General features: G+C 70.9%; 16 protein-coding genes. 6 read left to right on the top strand and 10 right to left on the bottom strand.

Features of this window, described 5'->3' with window-relative positions:
- Positions 1-14: 14 nt before the first annotated feature.
- A complete protein-coding gene (locus E0H26_RS12575) occupies positions 15-1,301 on the bottom strand; it encodes an ABC transporter substrate-binding protein (protein ID WP_131303792.1) in 1,287 nt (428 codons plus the stop codon).
- Positions 1,302-1,545: 244 nt separating this feature from the next.
- Here E0H26_RS12575 and E0H26_RS12570 point away from each other — a divergent pair, with 244 nt between their 5' ends.
- From E0H26_RS12570 to E0H26_RS12555, 4 genes are all read left to right on the top strand, one after another.
- The gene (locus E0H26_RS12570) at positions 1,546-2,124 is read left to right on the top strand and encodes a DsbA family protein (RefSeq protein ID WP_131303791.1); all 579 of its coding nucleotides are present in this window, start codon (positions 1,546-1,548) and stop codon (positions 2,122-2,124) included.
- Positions 2,125-2,178: 54 nt separating this feature from the next.
- On the top strand, positions 2,179-2,883 hold the full coding sequence (locus tag E0H26_RS12565) for a VOC family protein (RefSeq protein ID WP_131303790.1): 705 nt from the start codon (positions 2,179-2,181) through the stop codon (positions 2,881-2,883).
- A gap of 188 nt (positions 2,884-3,071) precedes the next feature.
- Complete coding sequence (locus tag E0H26_RS12560; protein ID WP_131303789.1) at positions 3,072-3,506, top strand: RusA family crossover junction endodeoxyribonuclease; 435 nt, start codon at positions 3,072-3,074, stop codon at positions 3,504-3,506.
- Positions 3,507-3,553: 47 nt separating this feature from the next.
- A complete protein-coding gene (locus E0H26_RS12555) occupies positions 3,554-3,823 on the top strand; it encodes a hypothetical protein (protein WP_131303788.1) in 270 nt (89 codons plus the stop codon).
- A gap of 96 nt (positions 3,824-3,919) precedes the next feature.
- Here the strand turns inward: E0H26_RS12555 and E0H26_RS12550 are convergent, their stop codons facing one another.
- The 6 genes from E0H26_RS12550 to E0H26_RS12525 all read right to left on the bottom strand — a co-directional run bounded on the left by E0H26_RS12550 (position 3,920) and on the right by E0H26_RS12525 (position 11,552).
- The gene (locus E0H26_RS12550) at positions 3,920-4,480 is read right to left on the bottom strand and encodes an isochorismatase family protein (protein WP_131303787.1); all 561 of its coding nucleotides are present in this window, start codon (positions 4,478-4,480) and stop codon (positions 3,920-3,922) included.
- 893 nt (positions 4,481-5,373) lie between these two features.
- Positions 5,374-6,069: an HAD family hydrolase gene (locus E0H26_RS12545; protein WP_131303991.1), complete on the bottom strand. Its 696-nt coding sequence runs from the start codon at positions 6,067-6,069 to the stop codon at positions 5,374-5,376.
- A 521-nt stretch (positions 6,070-6,590) separates the two neighbouring features.
- Positions 6,591-7,475, bottom strand: coding sequence for an acetyltransferase (locus E0H26_RS12540; RefSeq protein WP_131303786.1), 885 nt, complete (start codon positions 7,473-7,475; stop codon positions 6,591-6,593).
- Positions 7,476-7,635: 160 nt separating this feature from the next.
- On the bottom strand, positions 7,636-7,770 hold the full coding sequence (locus E0H26_RS30290; protein WP_276320388.1) for a hypothetical protein: 135 nt from the start codon (positions 7,768-7,770) through the stop codon (positions 7,636-7,638).
- Positions 7,771-7,929: 159 nt separating this feature from the next.
- Positions 7,930-8,502, bottom strand: coding sequence for a TetR/AcrR family transcriptional regulator (locus E0H26_RS12530; protein WP_240742123.1), 573 nt, complete (start codon positions 8,500-8,502; stop codon positions 7,930-7,932).
- A gap of 347 nt (positions 8,503-8,849) precedes the next feature.
- Entirely contained in the window at positions 8,850-11,552 is a 2,703-nt protein-coding gene (locus E0H26_RS12525) for an MGH1-like glycoside hydrolase domain-containing protein (RefSeq protein ID WP_131303785.1), read from the bottom strand.
- A 42-nt stretch (positions 11,553-11,594) separates the two neighbouring features.
- Between E0H26_RS12525 and E0H26_RS12520 the strand changes: the two genes are divergently transcribed.
- Positions 11,595-13,526, top strand: coding sequence for an amylo-alpha-1,6-glucosidase (locus tag E0H26_RS12520; RefSeq protein ID WP_131303784.1), 1,932 nt, complete (start codon positions 11,595-11,597; stop codon positions 13,524-13,526).
- An 86-nt stretch (positions 13,527-13,612) separates the two neighbouring features.
- On the opposite strand, the gene E0H26_RS12515 is transcribed toward E0H26_RS12520, so the two are convergent.
- A complete protein-coding gene (locus tag E0H26_RS12515) occupies positions 13,613-15,526 on the bottom strand; it encodes a Xaa-Pro dipeptidyl-peptidase (RefSeq protein WP_131303783.1) in 1,914 nt (637 codons plus the stop codon).
- Between the two features lie 405 nt (positions 15,527-15,931).
- Here E0H26_RS12515 and E0H26_RS12510 point away from each other — a divergent pair, with 405 nt between their 5' ends.
- Positions 15,932-17,257 (top strand): glycosyltransferase family 4 protein, encoded by a 1,326-nt coding sequence (locus E0H26_RS12510; RefSeq protein ID WP_131303782.1) that lies wholly within the window; start codon positions 15,932-15,934, stop codon positions 17,255-17,257.
- 25 nt (positions 17,258-17,282) lie between these two features.
- On the opposite strand, the gene E0H26_RS12505 is transcribed toward E0H26_RS12510, so the two are convergent.
- Positions 17,283-17,717: a VOC family protein gene (locus E0H26_RS12505; protein ID WP_131303781.1), complete on the bottom strand. Its 435-nt coding sequence runs from the start codon at positions 17,715-17,717 to the stop codon at positions 17,283-17,285.
- Positions 17,718-17,813: 96 nt separating this feature from the next.
- On the bottom strand, positions 17,814-18,307 hold a 494-nt coding region (locus E0H26_RS12500), incomplete at its 5' end, for a non-reducing end alpha-L-arabinofuranosidase family hydrolase (protein WP_276320386.1).

The following is an 18,307-nucleotide window of genomic DNA, read 5'->3' as shown; positions in this document are numbered from 1 at the left end:
GTGGTTTCGCTGGCTCATGGCAGGACCCCCCGCGACTCCAGCGCGTCGGCGATCGCCTCGCGCAGCTCGTCGGCGGTCGCGTGCGGGTCGATCGCCGCCGGCGGCGACAGGATCGCCGAGGTCACCGTGGAGATGCTCTGGTACGCGGGAGTCAGCGGCCGGACGGCCGGATCCCGCAGCTGTTCGAGGATGGTCTCCTTCATCGGGTACGCCTCGTCCATCTCCGGGTCGTCGTAGACGCGTTCGATGGTCGGCGGCACCCCGTCGTTGATCGCGGAGAACTTCTGGTGCTCCGCGTTGCGGATGCACTTGGCCGCGTCGAAGGACTCCTCCGGGTGCTTGGAGTACCGGCTGATGGCGAGGTTGACCCCACCGATGGTGACCCGGCTCGGCGTACCCGCGTCGATCCCCGGCACCCGGGCCCAGCCGACCTGCTCGGCCAACTGCGGGTTGGCCTCCTGCATCGCCGGGTAGACGAACGGCCAGTTCACCTGGAACGCGCCGGTGCCGGCCTGGAACTCCAGCCGTACCGGATCCTCGGTGGCGTTGCTGAACGACGGCGAGGCCACGCCCGAGGTGGCGAAGTTGTGCAGCACCTCCAGCGCCCGCACCGCGCCGTCGTCCACCACGGACTCGGTGCCGTCGGCGTTGAGCAGGTTGCCGCCGGCACTGGCGACCAGGGTGTTGAAGAGCACCACCAGTCCCTCGTACTGCGCGCCCATGGTCAGCACCTGGTGCGGCTGGTTCTGCTCCCTGAGCCGCTGCGCCATCGAGATCATCTCGTCCCAGGTGGCCGGCGGCTCCGGCACCAGATCCTTGCGGTACCAGAGCAACTGGACGTTGGTGTTCTTCGGCGCCCCGTAGAGCTTGTCCTCGTACCGGGCGGTGTCCAACGGGCCGTCGAGGGTGCCCTCCTCCACCTCGGCACGGTCGGCGCCGGTCCACTCCAGGATCCAGTTCGCGCTGGCGAACTCCTGCGTCCACGTCACGTCGAGACCGAGCACGTCCATGCCGTCGTCCTCGGCGGCGAGCCGGCGTACCAGCTGCACCCGCTGCTCGTCGGCCTCCCGCGGCAGCACCCGGTTGACGATCCGATACCGACCGGCGGCCGCCGTGTTGCACTCGTCGACCACCTGCTGGAGATTCTGCTCAGGCGGGTAGTACAGGTTGATCACGGGCACACCGGTGTCATCGCCGGAGGCACAGGCTGCCAGCGGCGCCACCAACGTCAGCGCCGCGGCCGTCGCCGCCACGCGTACCCGAGGTCGGCGCCGGCTTCGGGCCTCGTCTGGGTCGCTCATGTCGGCATCCCCTCCCCCTTTTCTCCACGTCGCCCCACAACCAGGGGAGGCTTCCGCGCCCCGGCGCACGGCGAGACGACCAGAGCCCCTGACCTGCCGGTTTCCGGGCCCCGCGTTTCGTGGCAGCAACACTGCCCGACCTGCGAAGTCGCGAAACCTGACCAGGTGAGACACCTAAACACCGATCTTTGTGGCCCAGGTCACACACGCGGTGCTGTCCTACCGGCGGCGCTACCCTCGTGCGGTGGACGCGACCTTCTTCTTCGACCCCGTTTGCCCGTGGACCTGGCGGACCTCCCGCTGGCTGGTGGCCGTCGCCGAGGCCCGTGGCCTGGACATCGAGTGGCGGGCGTTCAGCCTGAGCATCCTCAACGGCGGCGCCATCCCGCCGGAGTACGCCGAGGCGATGACCGCCTCCGGCCGGGCCCTGCGCCTGGTCGAGGCGCTACGCGCCCAGGGCCGCCACGCCGACGCCGGCCGGTTCTACGCCGAGCTGGGTGCCCGTACCCACGACGCCGGCAACCCGCCGAGCGGCAAGCTGGTGGAATCGGCCGTCGAGGCGGCCGGGCTCGACGACGCGGCAGCCGCCCTCGACGACGAGCGCTGGGACGAGGCCGTACACGCCTCACACGCCCTGGCGTACGCCTCGGCCGGACCCGACATCGGCTCGCCGGTGCTCATGGTGCCCGGTGCCGAACGGGGCATCCACGGGCCCATCCTGACCGAGGTACCCGGTGGCGAGGACGCGCTGACCCTCTGGGACAACCTGCTCCCGCTGTTGCGGATGCCTGCCTTCCACGAGGTCAAACGCGGCCGACACTGACCGGCGACCACGCCCGGCCGGCGGATGTCGCTGGCGCCCGGCATGATCGGCGCCATGCTGGCACGCTTCAAGGACCTCTGCCTCGACGCCCGCGACCCGCACGTCCTCGGCGGTTTCTGGGCCCGGATGCTCGACTGCGGGCTGGTCGACACCGGCGACGGTGACACCCGGGTGGACCGGCGCCCGGGTCGCTCCACCGCCGAGTCGATCTGGGTGAACCGGGTGCCGGAGCCGCGTACCGGGAAGACCCGCGTACACCTGGATCTTCGGCTGGCCCAGGCGAACCCGACGGCGCTGCTCGACGCCGGTGCGCGGCTGGTCCGCGAGCCGGACGCGGAAATCAACTGGTGGGTGCTGGCCGACCCGGAGGGCAACCAGTTCTGTGCCTTCGCCCCCGGCGACGATTCCGGGCCGGGCCCGTTCGAACTGGTGGTGGACTCGGCCGACCCGGCCGCACAGGCCGCCTGGTGGGCCGCCATCCTCGGTGGCCGGGCCGAACCCAGCGACCACGGGACGGCCTCGCTCGTCGGTGCGGCCGGTTTTCCATGGGACTACTGGGTGTTCGATCCGGTGCCCGAGCGCAAGACGGTGAAGAACCGGATGCACTGGGACGTCGACCTGACCGACCCCGACCCGACCGGCCTGATCAGGGCCGGCGCCACCCTGCTGCGCGAACCGGACGACGCGGCAAGCTGGTGGGTGCTGGCCGATCCGGAAGGTAACGAGTTCTGCGCGTTCGCGCCGCGTCCCACTATGTAGGCGCGGGATGCTACCCCGACGCCGTCAGGTGGACTAGCGTTGAACGAGCATCGCCGTCAGCGCGTACGCCGTCGCCGTCGATACGCCACCGGCCGACCCCGATCCGCCCGATCGGTTGGTTCTCCCGCGAACAGCGCGTCACCGGTCCACTGATTGGGCAGGATCAGCTGCAACGAGGAGGTGCCGTCGTGGCGCAGGACACCCGCGCTCTCGCCCTGACATTCGAGGTGAGCGGCCTGCCACCGGTAAAAACCGAGGCGTTGTCCATCTTCGCCGCCGGGCACCGGCAGGCGACGAGGGTACGCGCGCTGCTGCAAGCCGCCTGCGCGGCGGCACAGCGCACCGGCTGGACCCCGCTGTCCGGACCGATCGAGGTGGACCTGACGCTGCGCTGCCCGCCCGGGCACCGCACCTCCGACGCGAGCACCCTGCTCGGCGGGGTGTGCGCGGTGTTGCAGGACAAGAAGCGGGTCTCCAACATCGGGCTGGCCCACCTCGGTGTCCTGGTCGACGTCGCCGTCTACGACGACGACAAGCAGATCCGCCGGCTGTCGTACGTCGAGGAGCCGGCCGAGGAATTCTCATACCAGGTTCGCGTCGCGGCCGTACCACAGGCGGTTTGACCGACGGCCGCGGTGGGGTACCGCAGCCGCCGACGAAGGGAGCACCGATGTCGGAGCCACATGTCACGCTGGAGCCCCGTGACCCGGTGCAGGAGAAACTGCGCGGGCCGCTGGAGGAGCAGCTGACCTCGGCGCTTCAAGCAGCCGCCGACCGGGTCCGGCACCAGTACGCCGGTGAGCCGGTCGAGCAGGTCTGCCAACGGCTGCTCGACGAGACCCGCGCCGGCCTACACCCCGACATCGCCGCCGGATTCCAACCCGACATGGACGAGTTCTGCCGGGTCGCAGTCGCCATCGTGCGCGGCGAAGCCACCTGACACACCGCGCGTTTCTGGGCGGAGGCGAGCAGGCCGGCGCCGTCGCGGCCCGCAGCGCCGCCTGGTCCGTACCGCCGTAGGGGACGACTCCGGTCCTCAGGATGCTGCGGCGAAGTTGACGTCGGCTGTGGTGACCGTGCCGGCCGTGCGGCCGGGCGCGGACTGGTGTGCCCAGTACAGGTTGGTGTGGGCGATCACCTGCGCCGGCGGCGGCGCACCCCAGGCGGTGAGATCCTCCGTGGTGTGCGCGTCACCGACCAGGATCACGTCGTAGCCACGGACGAGCGCGCCATGCAAGGTCGAGCGGATGCACGCGTCGGTCTGCGCGCCGGTGACCACGAGCCGCCCGACGCCGAGCCCCGACAGGACCGTTTCCAGCTCAGTCGCCTCGAACGAGTCGCCGTAGTTCTTCTCCACGAGCGGCTCGGCGTCGATCCGCTTCAGCTCCGGAACGAACCGCCAGTCGTCGCTGCCCTGGGCCAGCCCGTCGTCGGAGTGCTGGACCCAGACGACCGGGACGTCCTCCTGCCGAGCCTTCTCGATCAACCCGGCGATGTTGGCGACGACCTCGTCTCGTCGGGTCGCCCCGGCGACAACACCGTTCTGCACGTCGACGACAAGCAGCGCGGTGTGCGGGCGGTTCTCGAAAATGGTCACGACTCCCCCGTCGGCTCGATGTGCGGCCCACGCTAGACGAGACGTCCGACAAACCGCGATCCTTGCCGACCATCCTGAGGTGTGGTCTCGGGTCAGGACCGGGCCCGCACGCCCCGGCCCTGACCCCGGTTCGGCGTGGCAGCGGGCCAGGCCAAGCGCTGCTGCGGCGTGTCGGCAAGCCCCAGCACGGTAGCCGGCCCGCCCGCACTCAGCTCCACGGTGCCCCACACCGAACCTCGACGCCGCAGCCCACCCCGGCGAGCCGCGGCGCCGAAGGCGAGGCTAGGCGGCCCCGGATGGCCGGACAACAGCCGACGCTCCCTGGACCGGATGATTACCAGCAGGGTGGAAAAACGGCAGGCCGCTGTAACATCGCGCCGGCCACCGACGCTGATCAAGATCGGACCTCATAGCCGCGACACGCGGATCGGCCGGCGCACCCGGACGAGCACAGATCACCACTGCGCTCTCCGCCTGCTGGCGCTCCCGCCCGGCCGGTAGCAGGCGTGATCACGGCTGCAGCCGACGCCTCGGCCCCGACTCAGGTGGCGCTGCGATCGGGCCTGGCCGCACAGCAGTGTCCCGGCTTCCTGCACATCCCCGGCGGCGACGACCCGTTGGACTCCTCCAGCGTGCACCGAGCTGGCCCGCCGGCAGCACGAGCTGGCCCGCCGGCAGTGCGGTGGGCTCTCCGGTGGGCAGAAACGCCCGGCGGCATCCGCCAGGCCGCCGGCAGCGCGATCGTCGGCACCGGCTGTCGAAGGCATGGTCGGCATCGGCCGCCCGGGGCCGCGCCCTCGTCGGCACCGGCCGCCCGGGCCGCGCCCTCGTCGGCACCGGCCGCCCGGGGCCACGCCCTCGTCGGCACCGGCCGCCGAGGAGCGGTGACAGCGTCAGAAGTGGTGCAGCAGTTCCGGAAAGGCGTTCAGGTGCAGCACACCCTCGTCCGCCAGGTCCAGTTCGTCGTGCTCCAACACCCAGGTGTTGGCGTTCGGGACGAACACCGCGCGCCACCCGGCCGCCCGAGCGGGCAGGATGTCCGATCGCGGCGAGTTGCCGATCATCCACGCCCGCGCCGGGTCGACCGCGTGTTCGCGGACCAGCCAGCGGTAGGTCTCGACGTTCTTCTCCGGCACGATGTGAGCGGCCTTGAAATGGTGCAACAACCCGCAGGCGTCCAGCTTGCGCTGCTGCTCCTCGTGCTCGCCCTTGGTCAGCAGCAGCAACTCGTGCCGGCCGGCCAGCTCGTCCAACGCGTCGGCCACGCCAGGCATCAGCTCGACCTGATGGTTCACCAGCGCCACCGCCAGTTCATCGATCTCGCGACGCTCCGCCTCGCTGGCCGGTCGCTGCCGCAGCCGCTCCAGGCACTCGCGCAGACTGCGCAGGAAAACCTTGCTGCCGTACCCGTGGGCGACCGCGTTGGCCCGTTCGATGTCGTCGAGCACGGCCCGAATCTGCGCCCGGTCGAGGGTGGGATGATCCACCCAGGCCAGGAAGTCGTCGATCACCCGCTCGAAGACGACATTGTTCTCCCAGAGCGTGTCGTCGGCGTCGAAGACGAGCACTCGGCCCGGCTCGACCACCATCGCATCGGCAGTCACGCTGCGACTCTAGGAAACCCAGCGCCTCCCGACGACCCGATAATCCGCCCCGCCCCACAGTCAGACCCCCGCCACCACCTCCCGCCGGACCCTCGCCACCGCGTACCGCCACCACGGCGACGCCCGCCACCCCGTACCGCCGCCACCGCGACCTTCGCACACGGCCTCCCGCTGCCGGACCCCCGCCACCGCGCACCGCCACCACGGCGACGCCCGCCACCCCGTACCGCCGCCACCGCGACCTTCGCACACGGCCTCCCGCTGCCGGACCCCCGCCACCGCGCACCGCCACCACGGCGGCACCCGCCATCGCGTACCGCCACCACCGCGACCCCCGCACACGGCCCTCCGCCGCCGGACGCTTGCCAGCGCGTACCGCCACCACCGCCGTCACGCCCGCCGCCGCCATGACCGCAGTCACCGCGACCAATCTTGGACAGTTTCCGTTAGCTGGTAACGGAAACTGCCCAAGATTGATGGTGGGTGCGATCCGGCCGGGGCGGCCGTCACGCCGGGGTGAAGGCCGTCCGGGAGCGCACCCGGCGGAATCCGGTCCGTTCAAGCTCCGCGACCACGGCCACCCGGTGCGCGTCCACGTCGGCGACCACCTCGTACGCGCCACCTGCGGTCAATGTCGCGACCGCGTCGACCAGCAGTTCACTCAGCACCGCCGCGTCGAGCAGCCCGAGATAGGCGATCATCGGATAACAAGCGTCTCCGGCCGGCGCGGCGAGTCCGATCGGCTCACCGTCGTCCAGCGCGACGCGCCAGTCATGGGCGGGACCGGTCAGCCAGGCCAGCGGATCGTGGGCCAAGTTCACCCCGGCGACCATTCGGGCGGTCTCGGCGCCGGTCAGTAGCTCCGGATCGCCGATCCGGGCGACCAGCGAATTGATCTCCGCCGGGTTGATGGCGGGACGGAACGAGAAACGCCCGGCACCGGCTGGCAAGGGTCCGCCCGTCCACGAGCAGCGCAGCCGCTCGTCCCCTTCGACCAGGCCGGCGAGACGGGCCGCCGCCTTCGGCGTCTCGACCACCGCGCGCACCTGGGGCTGCCACCGCCAGTACGCCGGTGCCGCAGCGTAGTACGCCTTCGGTCCACCGAGCGCCTCGTGCGCGGCATGCAGCAGTGCGGCACCCACCGACGGCTCAGCGGTCAGATCGAACCGTTCGAGCCACGGATCACCAACGGAGCCCGGCGGCAGCAACCAGGCAGCCCGGCCGACCACCTGGCCGGCACGCAGCGCGACCCAGGTGCGCTCGGGACGGTAGCCGCCGCCAGCAATCCCGTCGGCATAGCTGACCTGCCGCAGTTGCGGCAGCGGATCGGGCATCGAGTCGAACAGTTCTTCCTCGCCCGCGACGAGCGGACGGATGACCAGATCGGTCATGGATCAATCCTCCAGGAGCGAACGCCCCCAGGTCAGATCCGCGTGGACGCCAGGCCACGGAAGGGACGCAGAACATCGGACATTATTCTGACCTCCTTCCTCCAACGGCGTGCCCGCGAACCTACACCCCACCCCCACCCACCACAACCCACCCCTACCCCTACCCCTCGCCCTCGCCCTCGCCCTCGCCCTCGCCCTCGCCCTCGCCCTCGCCCTCGCCCTCGCCCTCGCCCTCGCCCTCGCCCTCGCCCTCGCCCTCGCCGATCATGCACTTCCTGCCCTCACATACGTCCACAAAGCAGGCTTACGGGCGACCACAAGTGCAAGATCGGCGCGCGGGAGCCGGGGCGAGCCGGACCAGGCGAAGGCCAGACCAGGCGGGAGCCAGACCAGGCGGGAGCCAGACCAGGCGGGAGCCAGACTGGGGTGAGTCGAGGGGCGGGTGGGGGTGGAGCTAGAGAGGGGGGAAGAGGTGGGTGGTTAGGAGGGATTCGCGTTGGTCTTGGGCTTCGGGGCGGAGTCGGCCGCCGCGGGTGAGCATCACCATGCCGTGCAGGAGGCTCCAGCCGAGTTCGGCGAGGGTGTCGGGATCCCGGCCGGCGGACAGGGGGGCCAGCGCCGCGCGCAGCTCGTCGAAGGTCGCCGCGACCGTCTCGGGGGCCTGTTCGGCGCCGAGGGTCAGGTCGGGGGTGTGGGCGAACATCGCGTCGTACACCTCGGGATTGGTGTAGGCGAAGTCTAGGTAGGCGGCCATCACTGCGGGCCACACCTGGGCCGGGGAGTCGGCGGCGGTGCGGGCGGCGGTCAGCGCGGCGGCCAGGTCGGCGAAGCCGCGCACGGCGACCGCGGCGACCACCGCGTCCCGGTCGGCGAAGCGCTCGTAGAGCGCGCCGAGATCGACAGCGGCATGTTCGGCCAGCCGGCGGGCGGTCACCGCCGCCCAGCCCTCGGCTTCGGCCAACTGCCAGGCGGTGGTGACGATCGCATCGCCGCCCGGCTCCACGTCTCCGTGCTCTGCTCCGGACACCCCGCCGAGCCTAGTTGCGCCGCGACCAGGTGAGCGCCTCGCGACGGATTGGCGACTTTCCGCACCTCGTCGACATGATCGACTCCGTTTCGCCGTAACGGCGGTATCGGGCACGGCCGGAAACCACCGTTCCGGCGGAACGGCACAGGCCCCACAGCCAGGCACAGGCCCCACAGCCAGGCACAGGCCCCACGCCCAGGCACAGGCCCGACGCCCAGGCACGGGCCCCACGCCCAGGCACGGGCCCCACGCCCAGGCACAGGCCCCACAGCCAGGCACAGGCCCCACGCCCAGGCACGGGCCCGACGCCCAGGCACGGGCGCTGGCCGGGCGTGGGCGGGTGCCGGTTAGCGGCGGAGGGTGAGGATGAGGTCGGCGACCAGGGCCGTCCAGCCGGTCTGGTGCCAGGCACCCAGGCCGGCGCCGTTGTCGCCGTGGAAGTACTCCGGGAAGGCGATCAGGTCGCGCCAGTCCGGGTGGGTCTGGAACAGTTGCGCGGCGCCGTAGATCGGCCGGCGACCCCAGCTGTCCCGGGTGAACAGCGCGATCAGCCGGGCGGAGAGGTCGTCGGCGATCTCGTCGAGCGTCTTCTTCACCCCGGAGCGGGTCGGATATTCGACCTGGAGGTCGTCGCCGAAGAACGCCGCGTAGTCGCGTAGCGCGCTGATCAGCAGGAAGTTCGTCGGCATCCAGATCGGGCCGCGCCAGTTGGAGTTGCCGCCGAACAGGCCGCTGGTTGACTCGGCCGGCTCGTAGCCGACACAGAACTCCTGCCCGCCGAGGGTCACCGCGAACGGCTTGTCCAGGTGGGCGCGGGAGAGCGTACGTAGGCCGTACTCGGAGAGGAATTCGTCGGTGTCCAGCATCCGGGCGAGCAGCCGGACCACCTGCTCGGGGCCGCACATGGACAGCAGCCGCTGCTGGCGACCGTCGGGGCCGATCCGCCGGGCGCCGACGACCGAGGCGTACTCGGGGCGGTTGGTGAGGAACCAGCGCAGCCGGGCACCGAGTTCGGGCAGCCGGTGCAGGGTACGCGCGGGCAGCCGGGTCACCGCGGCCAGCGGGAGCAGGCCGACCACCGAACGTACCTTCAGCGGCACCTTCGTGCCGTCGGCCAGCCGCAGCACGTCGTAGAAGAACGCGTCCTCGTCGTCCCAGAGTCCCTGGTCGTACGCGGCCGCCGCGATATAGGTGAAGTGTTCGAAGAACTTCGTGGCGGTGTCCACCCAGGTGCGGTCGTGCTCGGCCAGCACGATGGCGATGTCCAGCAGGTTGAGCGCGTACATCGCCATCCAGCCGGTGCCGTCGGACTGCTCCAGCACCCCGGCCACCGGCAGCGCCGCCGACCGGTCGAACGGGCCGACGTTGTCCAGCCCGAGGAAGCCACCTTCGAAGACGTTGTTGCCGCCGGTGTCCTTGCGGTTGACCCACCAGGTGAAGTTCATCAGCAGCTTGTGCATCATCCGGGCCAGGAAGTCGTGGTCCCGGCTGCCGTCGATCTCGAACACCTTCAGCGCCGCCCAGGCGTGCACCGGCGGGTTCACGTCACCGAAGGCCCACTCGTACGCCGGGATCTGCCCGTTGGGGTGCAGGTACCACTCGCGCAGCAGGAGCAGCAGTTGTTCCTTGGCGAAGCCGGGGTCGACCCGGGCGATGCTCACGCAGTGGAAGGCCAGGTCCCAGGCGGCGTACCACGGGTATTCCCACGGATCCGGCATGGAGATCACGTCGAAGCTGGTCATGTGCCACCAGGCGCTGTTGCGCCCGTGCCGGCGTCCGGCCGGGGGCGTGGAACCCGGATCGCCTTCCAGCCACCGTTTCACGTCGAAGTGGTAGAACTGCTTGCCCCACATCAGCCCGGCGATGGCCTGCCGGGCGATCAACGCCTCGTCGGCGCTGGCCTTGTCCGGGATCACCCCGGCGAAGAACCGGTTCGCCTCGGCCCGGCGCGCCCACACCACCGTGTCGAAGCCGTCACCCAGGTCGGCCGGCGGCGGGTCGCCGTCGCAGGGCGGCGGTGCGGTACGGGTCAGCCGCAGCCGGATCTGTCGCTGCCCGCCGGCCGGCACGTCCAGGACGTAGTGCAGCGCCCCCTTGGTGCCGGTCAACTCCGGGTTCACCGTGTCCGCACCGGAGACCACGTGGTCGTTGATGCCGTCCTTCGGGTACGGGGTGCGGCTCGGCAGCCCCCACAGCCGCTCGGCGTTGGTGTCGTTGTCGCAGAGCAGTGGCGTCGGGTCGCCGTCGCCGTCGAGCACGATCTGCCCGAGTATCCAGTGCTCGCCGACCAGCCGGCCCCCCTGCCCGACGAGGCACGGCACCCGGTCGGTGCCGGGTAGCCCCCACGCCCAGGTGTTACGGAACCACAGGTGTGGCAGCACGTGCAGCCGGTCGGCCCGGTCCCCCCGGTTGGCCACGGTCACCACGATGCACAGGTCCGTCGGGGTGGCCTTGGCGTAGTCGACGGTGACCGCCCAGTACCGGTCGTCGTCGAAGATGCCGGTGTCGACCAGTTCGTACTCGGTGTCGTCGCGGCCGCGCAGCCCGTTGACCGCGACCAGTTCGTCGTACGGGAAGGCGGCCTGCGGGTAGTGGTAGCGCCAGCGCATCCACGAGTGGGTGGGCGTGGAGTCCTCGTACCACCAGTAGTCCTTGACGTCCTCGCCGTGGTTGCCGCCGTCCCCACCGAGCCCGAACATCCGTTCCTTGATGATCGGATCGCGCCCGTTCCACAGCGCCAGGGCGAAGCAGAAGGTCTGCCGGTCGTCACACACGCCCGCCATGCCGTCCTCGGACCACCGGTAGGCTCGGGATCGCGCGTGGTCGTGGGGAAAGTAGTCCCAGGCCGTACCGTGCTCGCTGTAGTCCTCCCGTACCGTCCCCCACGCCCGCTCGGACAGATAGGGACCCCATGCGCGCCAGTCCTGCTCGCCGGCATCTGCCTGGGCGAGCCGGACTCGTTCGGCGTCGGGGGCCGGGGCGGAGGGCGAACCGTCAATGATCACCTTTACATCTTCGACACCGCTGGGGTACTTCACCACAGCGACCATTGTCGTCGTGTCGTGTTACACCTCGCCGCCGGTGGAGGAAAGTTGATCGAGATTCGCTTCGGTTCGCAGGTCTGCGGCGAGCTGACCAGCGCCGCCAGCCGTGAGTGGCTGGTACCCGACGGCCTCGGCGGGTACGCCATGGGCACCATCGCCGGGCTGCGTACCCGCCGGTACCACGGGCTGCTGGTGGTCCCGGGAGAAACCCCGGCCTCCCGAAAGGTGGGACTGGCCAGCCTCGACCCGGCGGTGCTGCTGCCCTCCGGCGCCCGAATCCGCCTCGGCGCGCACGAGTGGCTCTCCGGCAACGCAGACCCGCGCGGTTTCGAGCTGCTGGAGCGTTTCGACCTGGCCGACGGGCTGCCGCGCTGGCGGTGGCGCATCGGCGACGTGGTGATCGAGCGCGAGCTGGCCATGGTGACCGGGCGCTCGTGCGTGGCGGTGGTGCACCGGCTGGTCAGCGGCGGACCGGTCGAGCTGGAGTTGGCCGCCGCCTGCACCTGGCGGGACGCGCACGGCGAGCGCCGGGCCGACGGGCCGCCGCTGCGGATGGATCCGGTCGACGGCGGCACGGTGATCGAGGGGGCGTACCGGCTGTCCGGGCCGGGTTGGACGCCGCAGGGCCACTGGTGGCGGGGCGCGTACCACCGCGAGGAGGCGGCGCGCGGCCTGCACCCGGAGGAGGACCTGTGGTACGCGGGCCAGTTCCGCGACACCCTGCACCGCCCCGGCGACACGGTGTCGGTGCTGGCCTGGGCGGATCACCTGGAGCAGGAACCGCCACCCGGTCCGGAGGTGGTGGCGACGGCCCGGCGGCGTAACCGGCAGGTGGTGGCGGCGGCCAAGCCCGCCGACGACGTCGAGGCGACCCTGACGCTGGCCGCCGACGCGTTCGTGGTGCAGACCCCCGGCGGGCCGGACGTGGTCGCCGGCTATCCGTGGTTCGGGGCCTGGTCGCGGGACACGATGATCTCCTACGAGGGGTTGTTCCTGCGGACCGGACGCGCCGACCTCGGTCGGGAGCTGCTGCGGTCGTACGCGGCGACGCTGTCGCAGGGGATGCTGGCCAACACCGCCGACACCGGCCGGGTGGAGTACAACACGGTCGACGGCACGCTGTGGTTCCTGCACGCGGTCAGCCGGCACGTCACCGTCACCGGCGACACCGACCTCGGCGACGAGTTGCTGCCGGCGCTGTGCGCGGTGATCGACGCCCACCTGGCCGGCACCCGGTTCGGCATCGCCGTCGACCCGGCTGACGGGCTGCTCACCTCCGGTGCGCCGGGCGCCGCACTGACCTGGATGGACGCCCGGGTGGACGGGGTGCCGGTCACCCCCCGGCACGGCAAGCCGGTCGAGGTCAACGCCCTGTGGATCAACGGGGTGGCCGGGGTCGCCGAACTCGCCGAGCTGGCCGGGCAGGACGCCGACGGGCTGCACCGGCTGCACGAACGGGCGGTCAAGGCGTTCCGGGACCGCTTCCCCACCCCGGCGGGCTGGCTGCACGACGTGGTCGACGCGCCCGCCCCGGCGTACCCGCTGGGTGGTGCCGCCCACCACGACGACGACCTGCTGCGCCCCAACCAGTTGCTGGCCTGGTCGCTGCCGAACGCACCGCTGGAGCCCGACCCACGGGCGATCAGGCTGGTCGGTGCCGGGTTGCTGACCCCACTGGGCCCACGCAGCCTCTCCCCCGACTGCCCCGGCTTCATCGGACGGCACCGGGGCGGGCCGGCCGAGCGGGACGGCGCCTACCACCAGGGCACCGTCTGGCCGTGGCTGATCGGCCCGTACGCCGACGCCAGCCGCCGCGCCGGCCTGCCGGTCGACGAGCTGTTCACCGGGCTGGAGGCGCACCTGACCGAGTACGGCCTCGGCTCGGTCAGCGAGACCGCCGACGGCTCGGCCCCGCACACCGCCACCGGCTGCCCGTTCCAGGCCTGGTCGGTGGCGGAGCTGCTGCGCGTCCGCCGCTAACGGGTGCGGGCCGGACCGCCTGCGCGGCCCGGCCCGTACTCCCGGCGGAGTCGGTGGGGTGCCCGGCGGGCACCCCACCGACCGACTCAGCCCAGGCCCGCCGCCACGGCGGCCTTGCGGCCACCGACAACCGGCAGGGTGATCCGGGTGCTGTCGAAGTGCACCGTGATCTCGGCCCGGGTCTGCTTGGCCCGGCTGCTGTAGCCCGAGTAGGAGCCGAGCAGCACCACACCGATCTGGTGGCCGCTCTCGAACACGTAGTCCTCCGGCATCAGCGGCACGTCGACACCGTACTTCTGGCCGGGCACCAGGGGCGTCGACACGTACAGCGAGTCGAGGTTGAGCCCGTCGATGATGCCCTTGGTGACCAGTTCCTGCGGGTTGCTCGCCACCGTCTTGACGACCTGCCGGTAGCAGGCCTCCTCCGTGTGCCCGCCGAAGTTGGCCGTCTCGCCCCAGCAGTCCTCGGTGGTCAGGGTCCGGATGCCGTCACCGGTGGTGCTGAACCGCTGCCGGGTGCCGTAGTCGACGAGCAGCCCGGCGAAGCTGGTGTCCGTCCCGTTGACCGAGGCCTTGATCCGGACGATCGGCGTGCCGGAGATGTGCAGCGGCGCCTTCAGCGGCTCGGAGAGGAAGACCAGCCGGTTGTCCTTGTTGGCCAGCGGGTCCGACGGGTGCCGGATGGCGTTGGCCTGGCTCATCGTCGGCGTGTCCTGGAACGTCGCCGACCGGTTCCCGGGGCCGGACTTCACCGACAGGCCACCGGCGCCGCCGTCGGTCGCCGGCAGCAGGAACACCTGGGTCGGCTGGGTGCCGGGGATCGGCCAGTCGGCGTGCGTCTCCCAGACGTCCGGCAGCCGCTCAAGGTCGACCATCGGCTCGCTCATGATCCCGTTGTCGATGCCCTGCAACCAGAAGTCGAACCAGCGGTGCAGGGTGTCCACCCACTCGGCGCGGCGGAAGTCGAACGGGTCGATGTGTCCGGTTCCGGTGAGCCACAGCTTGCGCGGGACGTTCTGCTCGGCCAGCGCGTACCACCACTTGCTGAAGTGGTCGGCCCGCACGTTGTCGTCGTTGATGCCGTGCACCAGCAAGACGCTGGCCCGCACCTTGTTCGCGTGCGGCAGGTAGTCCCGCTCGGCCCAGAAGTCGTTGTAGTCGCCGGTGACGTCGTCACCGCCCACGCCGAGCTGGGTACGCACCGGGGCGCAGTAGGCCCGGCGGTTCGGGTTGGTGACCGTGTTGGCCAGGCTGCCCGAGTAGTTGTTGGCCCGGGTCACCAGGCCGTTGCTCCGCGAGTAGTCGTACCAGTTCGAGATGGCCGAGATCGGCACGATGGTGGCCAGCCCCTCGACGCCGTTGGCGGCGGCGGCGTTGGCCAGCGTGCCGTCGTACGACTTGCCGATCATGCCGGTCTTGCCGTTGTGCCAGTCGGCGACGACCTCGTTACCGGCGGCGTCGAAGCCCTTGCGGCGGCCGTTGAACCAGTCGATGGCGGTCGGCGCGCTGATGTTGTCCGCGTTGCCGCCGGTGACCGGGCAGCCCGTCGAGTTGTTGGTGCCGATCATGTCGAGCAGGACGACCGCGTAGCCGCGCGGCACGAAGTAGTTGTCGTAGAACAGCGGCCACCGGTCGAGCAGGCCGTCGCCGTCGAGGTCGGCCTTGCACTCGCTGTCGTTGCCCCGGCACACGGTCGAGTAGTAGGGGCTGGCGTCCATCACCACCGGAACCCGCAGGCCCTCGTCGCTGGCCTTGGGGCGGATGATGTCCATCGCCACGACGTCGAGCGCGCCGTCGGCGTCGGTGTCGACATCGGAGGTGACGAAGATCCGTTCACGGATCGCGTCGGCGTAGCCGAAGACCGGCTGGGTCACGCCGTCGGTGATGACCAGTTCGGTAGGGGTGGACGCGGGCTGCGCCAGGGCCGGGGTCCCGGGCAGCATGGCCGCGGTCACCGCGACCACCACCGCCCTGCCCAGCCATCGCCTCGTGGTTCGCATCGTGCTTCTCCTTCCAAGGCACCTGGCGTCGACCACCGCACGCCGATGCTGGCGCGCGGACCGTGAGCCCCTCGGTGCACCGTCGGGATAGAACCTACGAACCGGGCCCGGACAGGTCATCAGACAGCTGTGGGAGGTGCGGGCCGCCCACTCCTACGGCTGTCGCACCGGTGGGCGCAATGTCGGGCCGCGTCCGTTCCGCACGCGCCCAGATTCCTGCCCGACAGGAGTGCGCCCTAGCAGGATCCACCGGATCATCGGGCGGGCTTTACAGCACCGCAATGGGGATGTCTCCGCTGGTTATCCAGCTACCAGCAGGATTGGGCGTGATCCAGCCGCGACACCAGCGCCGCCCGCCGGGGGGCGGGACGACGGCCGCGCGGAGACAACTCAAAGGGGGCGCGTATGTCACCGAACGCCGACGTGATCGACATCAACCCCGTACGTTCGCAGCGGGTGCTGATGTTGTCCTGGGAGTATCCGCCGGTTCTGGTCGGCGGTCTCGGCCGCCACGTGCACGCCCTCTCCGTGGCGTTGGCCGCCGCCGGCCACCAGGTCACGGTCGTCACCCGGCACGCCGACGGGGCGCCGCTGGAGGAACACCTCGATGGCGTACGCATCCTGCGCGCCGCCGAGGATCCGGTCACCTTCCCGCTGGCCACCAACTCGCTGCTGGCCTGGACGATGGCGTTCAACCACACGCTGACCCGCACCGCCCTGCACGCCGCCGACACCGGCGAGTTCGACGTCGTCCACGCCCACGACTGGCTGGTCGCGCACACCGCCATCACCGTGGCCGAGCACCTGCACCTGCCGCTGGTGACCACGATGCACGCCACCGAGGCCGGCCGGCACCAGGGCTGGCTGCCCGAGGAGATGAACCGCACCATCCACGGCGTCGAGCACTGGCTGAGCAACGCCTCCACCCGCCTGATCGCCTGCTCCGGCTACATGCGCGACCAGGTCACCACCCTGTTCGACGTGCCGGAACACCAGGTCGAGGTGGTGCCCAACGGCGTCGACGACCGGGCCTGGCGGGCCCGCCCCCGCGCGGTCGCCTCGGCCCGCGCCCGGTTCGCCGGAGACGGCCCGTTGATCGGGTACGCCGGCCGACTGGTCTACGAGAAGGGCGTGCAGCATCTGGTGGACGCCGTGCCGCAGCTACGGGAACGGCACCCGGGGCTGCGGGTGCTGATCGCCGGAGACGGACCGTACCGGGGCGAGTTGGAGGAGCGGATCCAGCAACTCGGGCTCGGCGGGACCGTGCGCTTCGCCGGTTTCCTCGACAACACCCAACTGCCGGCGGTGCTCGGCGCCACCGACGCGACCGTCGTACCCAGCCTCTACGAGCCGTTCGGCATGGTGGCGCTGGAGGCGGCGGCGGCCGGGGCGCCGCTGGCGGTGGCCCGCACGGGCGGTCTGGCCGAGATCGTCGAGCCCGGCGTCACCGGGGTGACCTTCCCGCACAGTGATCCACCGGCGCTGGCCAGTGCGGTCGGACAACTCATCGGCGACGAGGTGTTCGCCCGCCGGGTCGCCCGGCAGGCCCGCAGCATGGTCGGGCAGCGGTACGGCTGGGCCACCATCGCCGCCCGTACCGCCGAGTCCTACGCCACCGCCCGCCGCGAGCACGCACCGGCGCAGGCTCGCCGGGCCGCCGTCGAGGTGCCGGCCCGGCGTCGGTCGATCGCCATTCCGGACGGCAACCTGCTCGCCACCGCCGCCTGCTAGCGGGCCGGCGCCGGTCTGCGGCCAATCAGTCGAGACAGAACTCGTTGCCCTCGACGTCCTGCATCACCAGGCACGACTCGTTGAAGCCGTCGGCACGCAGTAGTCGCACCTTCACCGCGCCGAGGGCGACGAGTCGTGCGCCTTCGGCCTCGAGCGCGGCCACGCGCTCCTCGCCGACGAGCCCGGTGCCGGCCCGTACGTCGAGGTGCAGCCGATTCTTGACGACCTTGCCCTCGGGTACCCGCTGGAAGAACAGCCGCGGGCCCACACCCGAGGGGTCGACGCAGGCGAACGCCGAGCCCTGCCGCTCCGGCGGCAGGGTGCGATCGAACTCATCCCAGTCGGCAAACCCCGGCGGTGGCGGCGGGACGACGTAGCCCAACACCTCACACCAGAAACGCGCGACGCGCTCGGGTTCCGCACAGTCGAAGGTGACCTGGACCTGCTTGACTGATGCCATCAGCCCACCATAGAGGCGGGTTCTGCGGTCGCCTCCACTGGGCGGGGCGTGAACGGTACCGGCTGGTCCACGGACGTGGACCAGCCGGTTGCGCGTTCAGCGTTGCAGGGTGAGGATGCCCGGTCGGTACGGCAGCAGACCGTAGTCGCCGCCGGAGTTGGGGGACCGGCCCTGGTACAGCAGTTGCAGGTTGCACGGGTCAACCGTCATCGTCTGATCGGCGTTGGTACGGATCAACTCACCATGACTGATGTCGTTGGTCCACGTCGCGTTGCTGTTCGCCTTCCCCGCGAACGGGTTACTCTCCGTCGCCGCCTGCGGCGTCCACGTCCCACCCAGACTCGTCGCCGTGAACGACCGGAAGTACCGACCCTGCGCACCGATCGCCTCGACCAACATCAGATACCGGTTCTGGCCCTGCAACCTGTAGACCTGCACCGCCTCGAACAGGTTGTTCGTCGTGTCCGTCATGATCGTCGTGTAGTTCGACCCGAAACTACCCGGGAAGTTCCCAATCGGCATACTCGCCCGATAGATCCGACCATTGTCCCCCGCGAAGAACAGATACATGTTCTGGTCATCACCGATCA

Source organism: Micromonospora zingiberis, from assembly GCF_004331455.1.
GTDB classification, from domain to species: domain Bacteria; phylum Actinomycetota; class Actinomycetes; order Mycobacteriales; family Micromonosporaceae; genus Micromonospora; species Micromonospora zingiberis.
The sequence above is the reverse complement of the archived record's forward strand: the minus strand, read 5'-3'. Positions and strand labels throughout refer to the sequence as shown.

Coding starts and splice junctions, on each gene's coding strand:
- E0H26_RS12575 (WP_131303792.1), bottom strand. CDS start 1,301: ATGAGCGACCCAGACGAGGCCCGAAGCCGGCGCCGACCTCGGGTACGC.
- E0H26_RS12565 (WP_131303790.1), top strand. CDS start 2,179: ATGCTGGCACGCTTCAAGGACCTCTGCCTCGACGCCCGCGACCCGCAC.
- E0H26_RS12555 (WP_131303788.1), top strand. CDS start 3,554: ATGTCGGAGCCACATGTCACGCTGGAGCCCCGTGACCCGGTGCAGGAG.
- E0H26_RS12545 (WP_131303991.1), bottom strand. CDS start 6,069: ATGGTGGTCGAGCCGGGCCGAGTGCTCGTCTTCGACGCCGACGACACG.
- E0H26_RS12540 (WP_131303786.1), bottom strand. CDS start 7,475: ATGACCGATCTGGTCATCCGTCCGCTCGTCGCGGGCGAGGAAGAACTG.
- E0H26_RS12525 (WP_131303785.1), bottom strand. CDS start 11,552: ATGGTCGCTGTGGTGAAGTACCCCAGCGGTGTCGAAGATGTAAAGGTG.
- E0H26_RS12515 (WP_131303783.1), bottom strand. CDS start 15,526: ATGCGAACCACGAGGCGATGGCTGGGCAGGGCGGTGGTGGTCGCGGTG.
- E0H26_RS12510 (WP_131303782.1), top strand. CDS start 15,932: ATGTCACCGAACGCCGACGTGATCGACATCAACCCCGTACGTTCGCAG.
- E0H26_RS12505 (WP_131303781.1), bottom strand. CDS start 17,717: ATGGCATCAGTCAAGCAGGTCCAGGTCACCTTCGACTGTGCGGAACCC.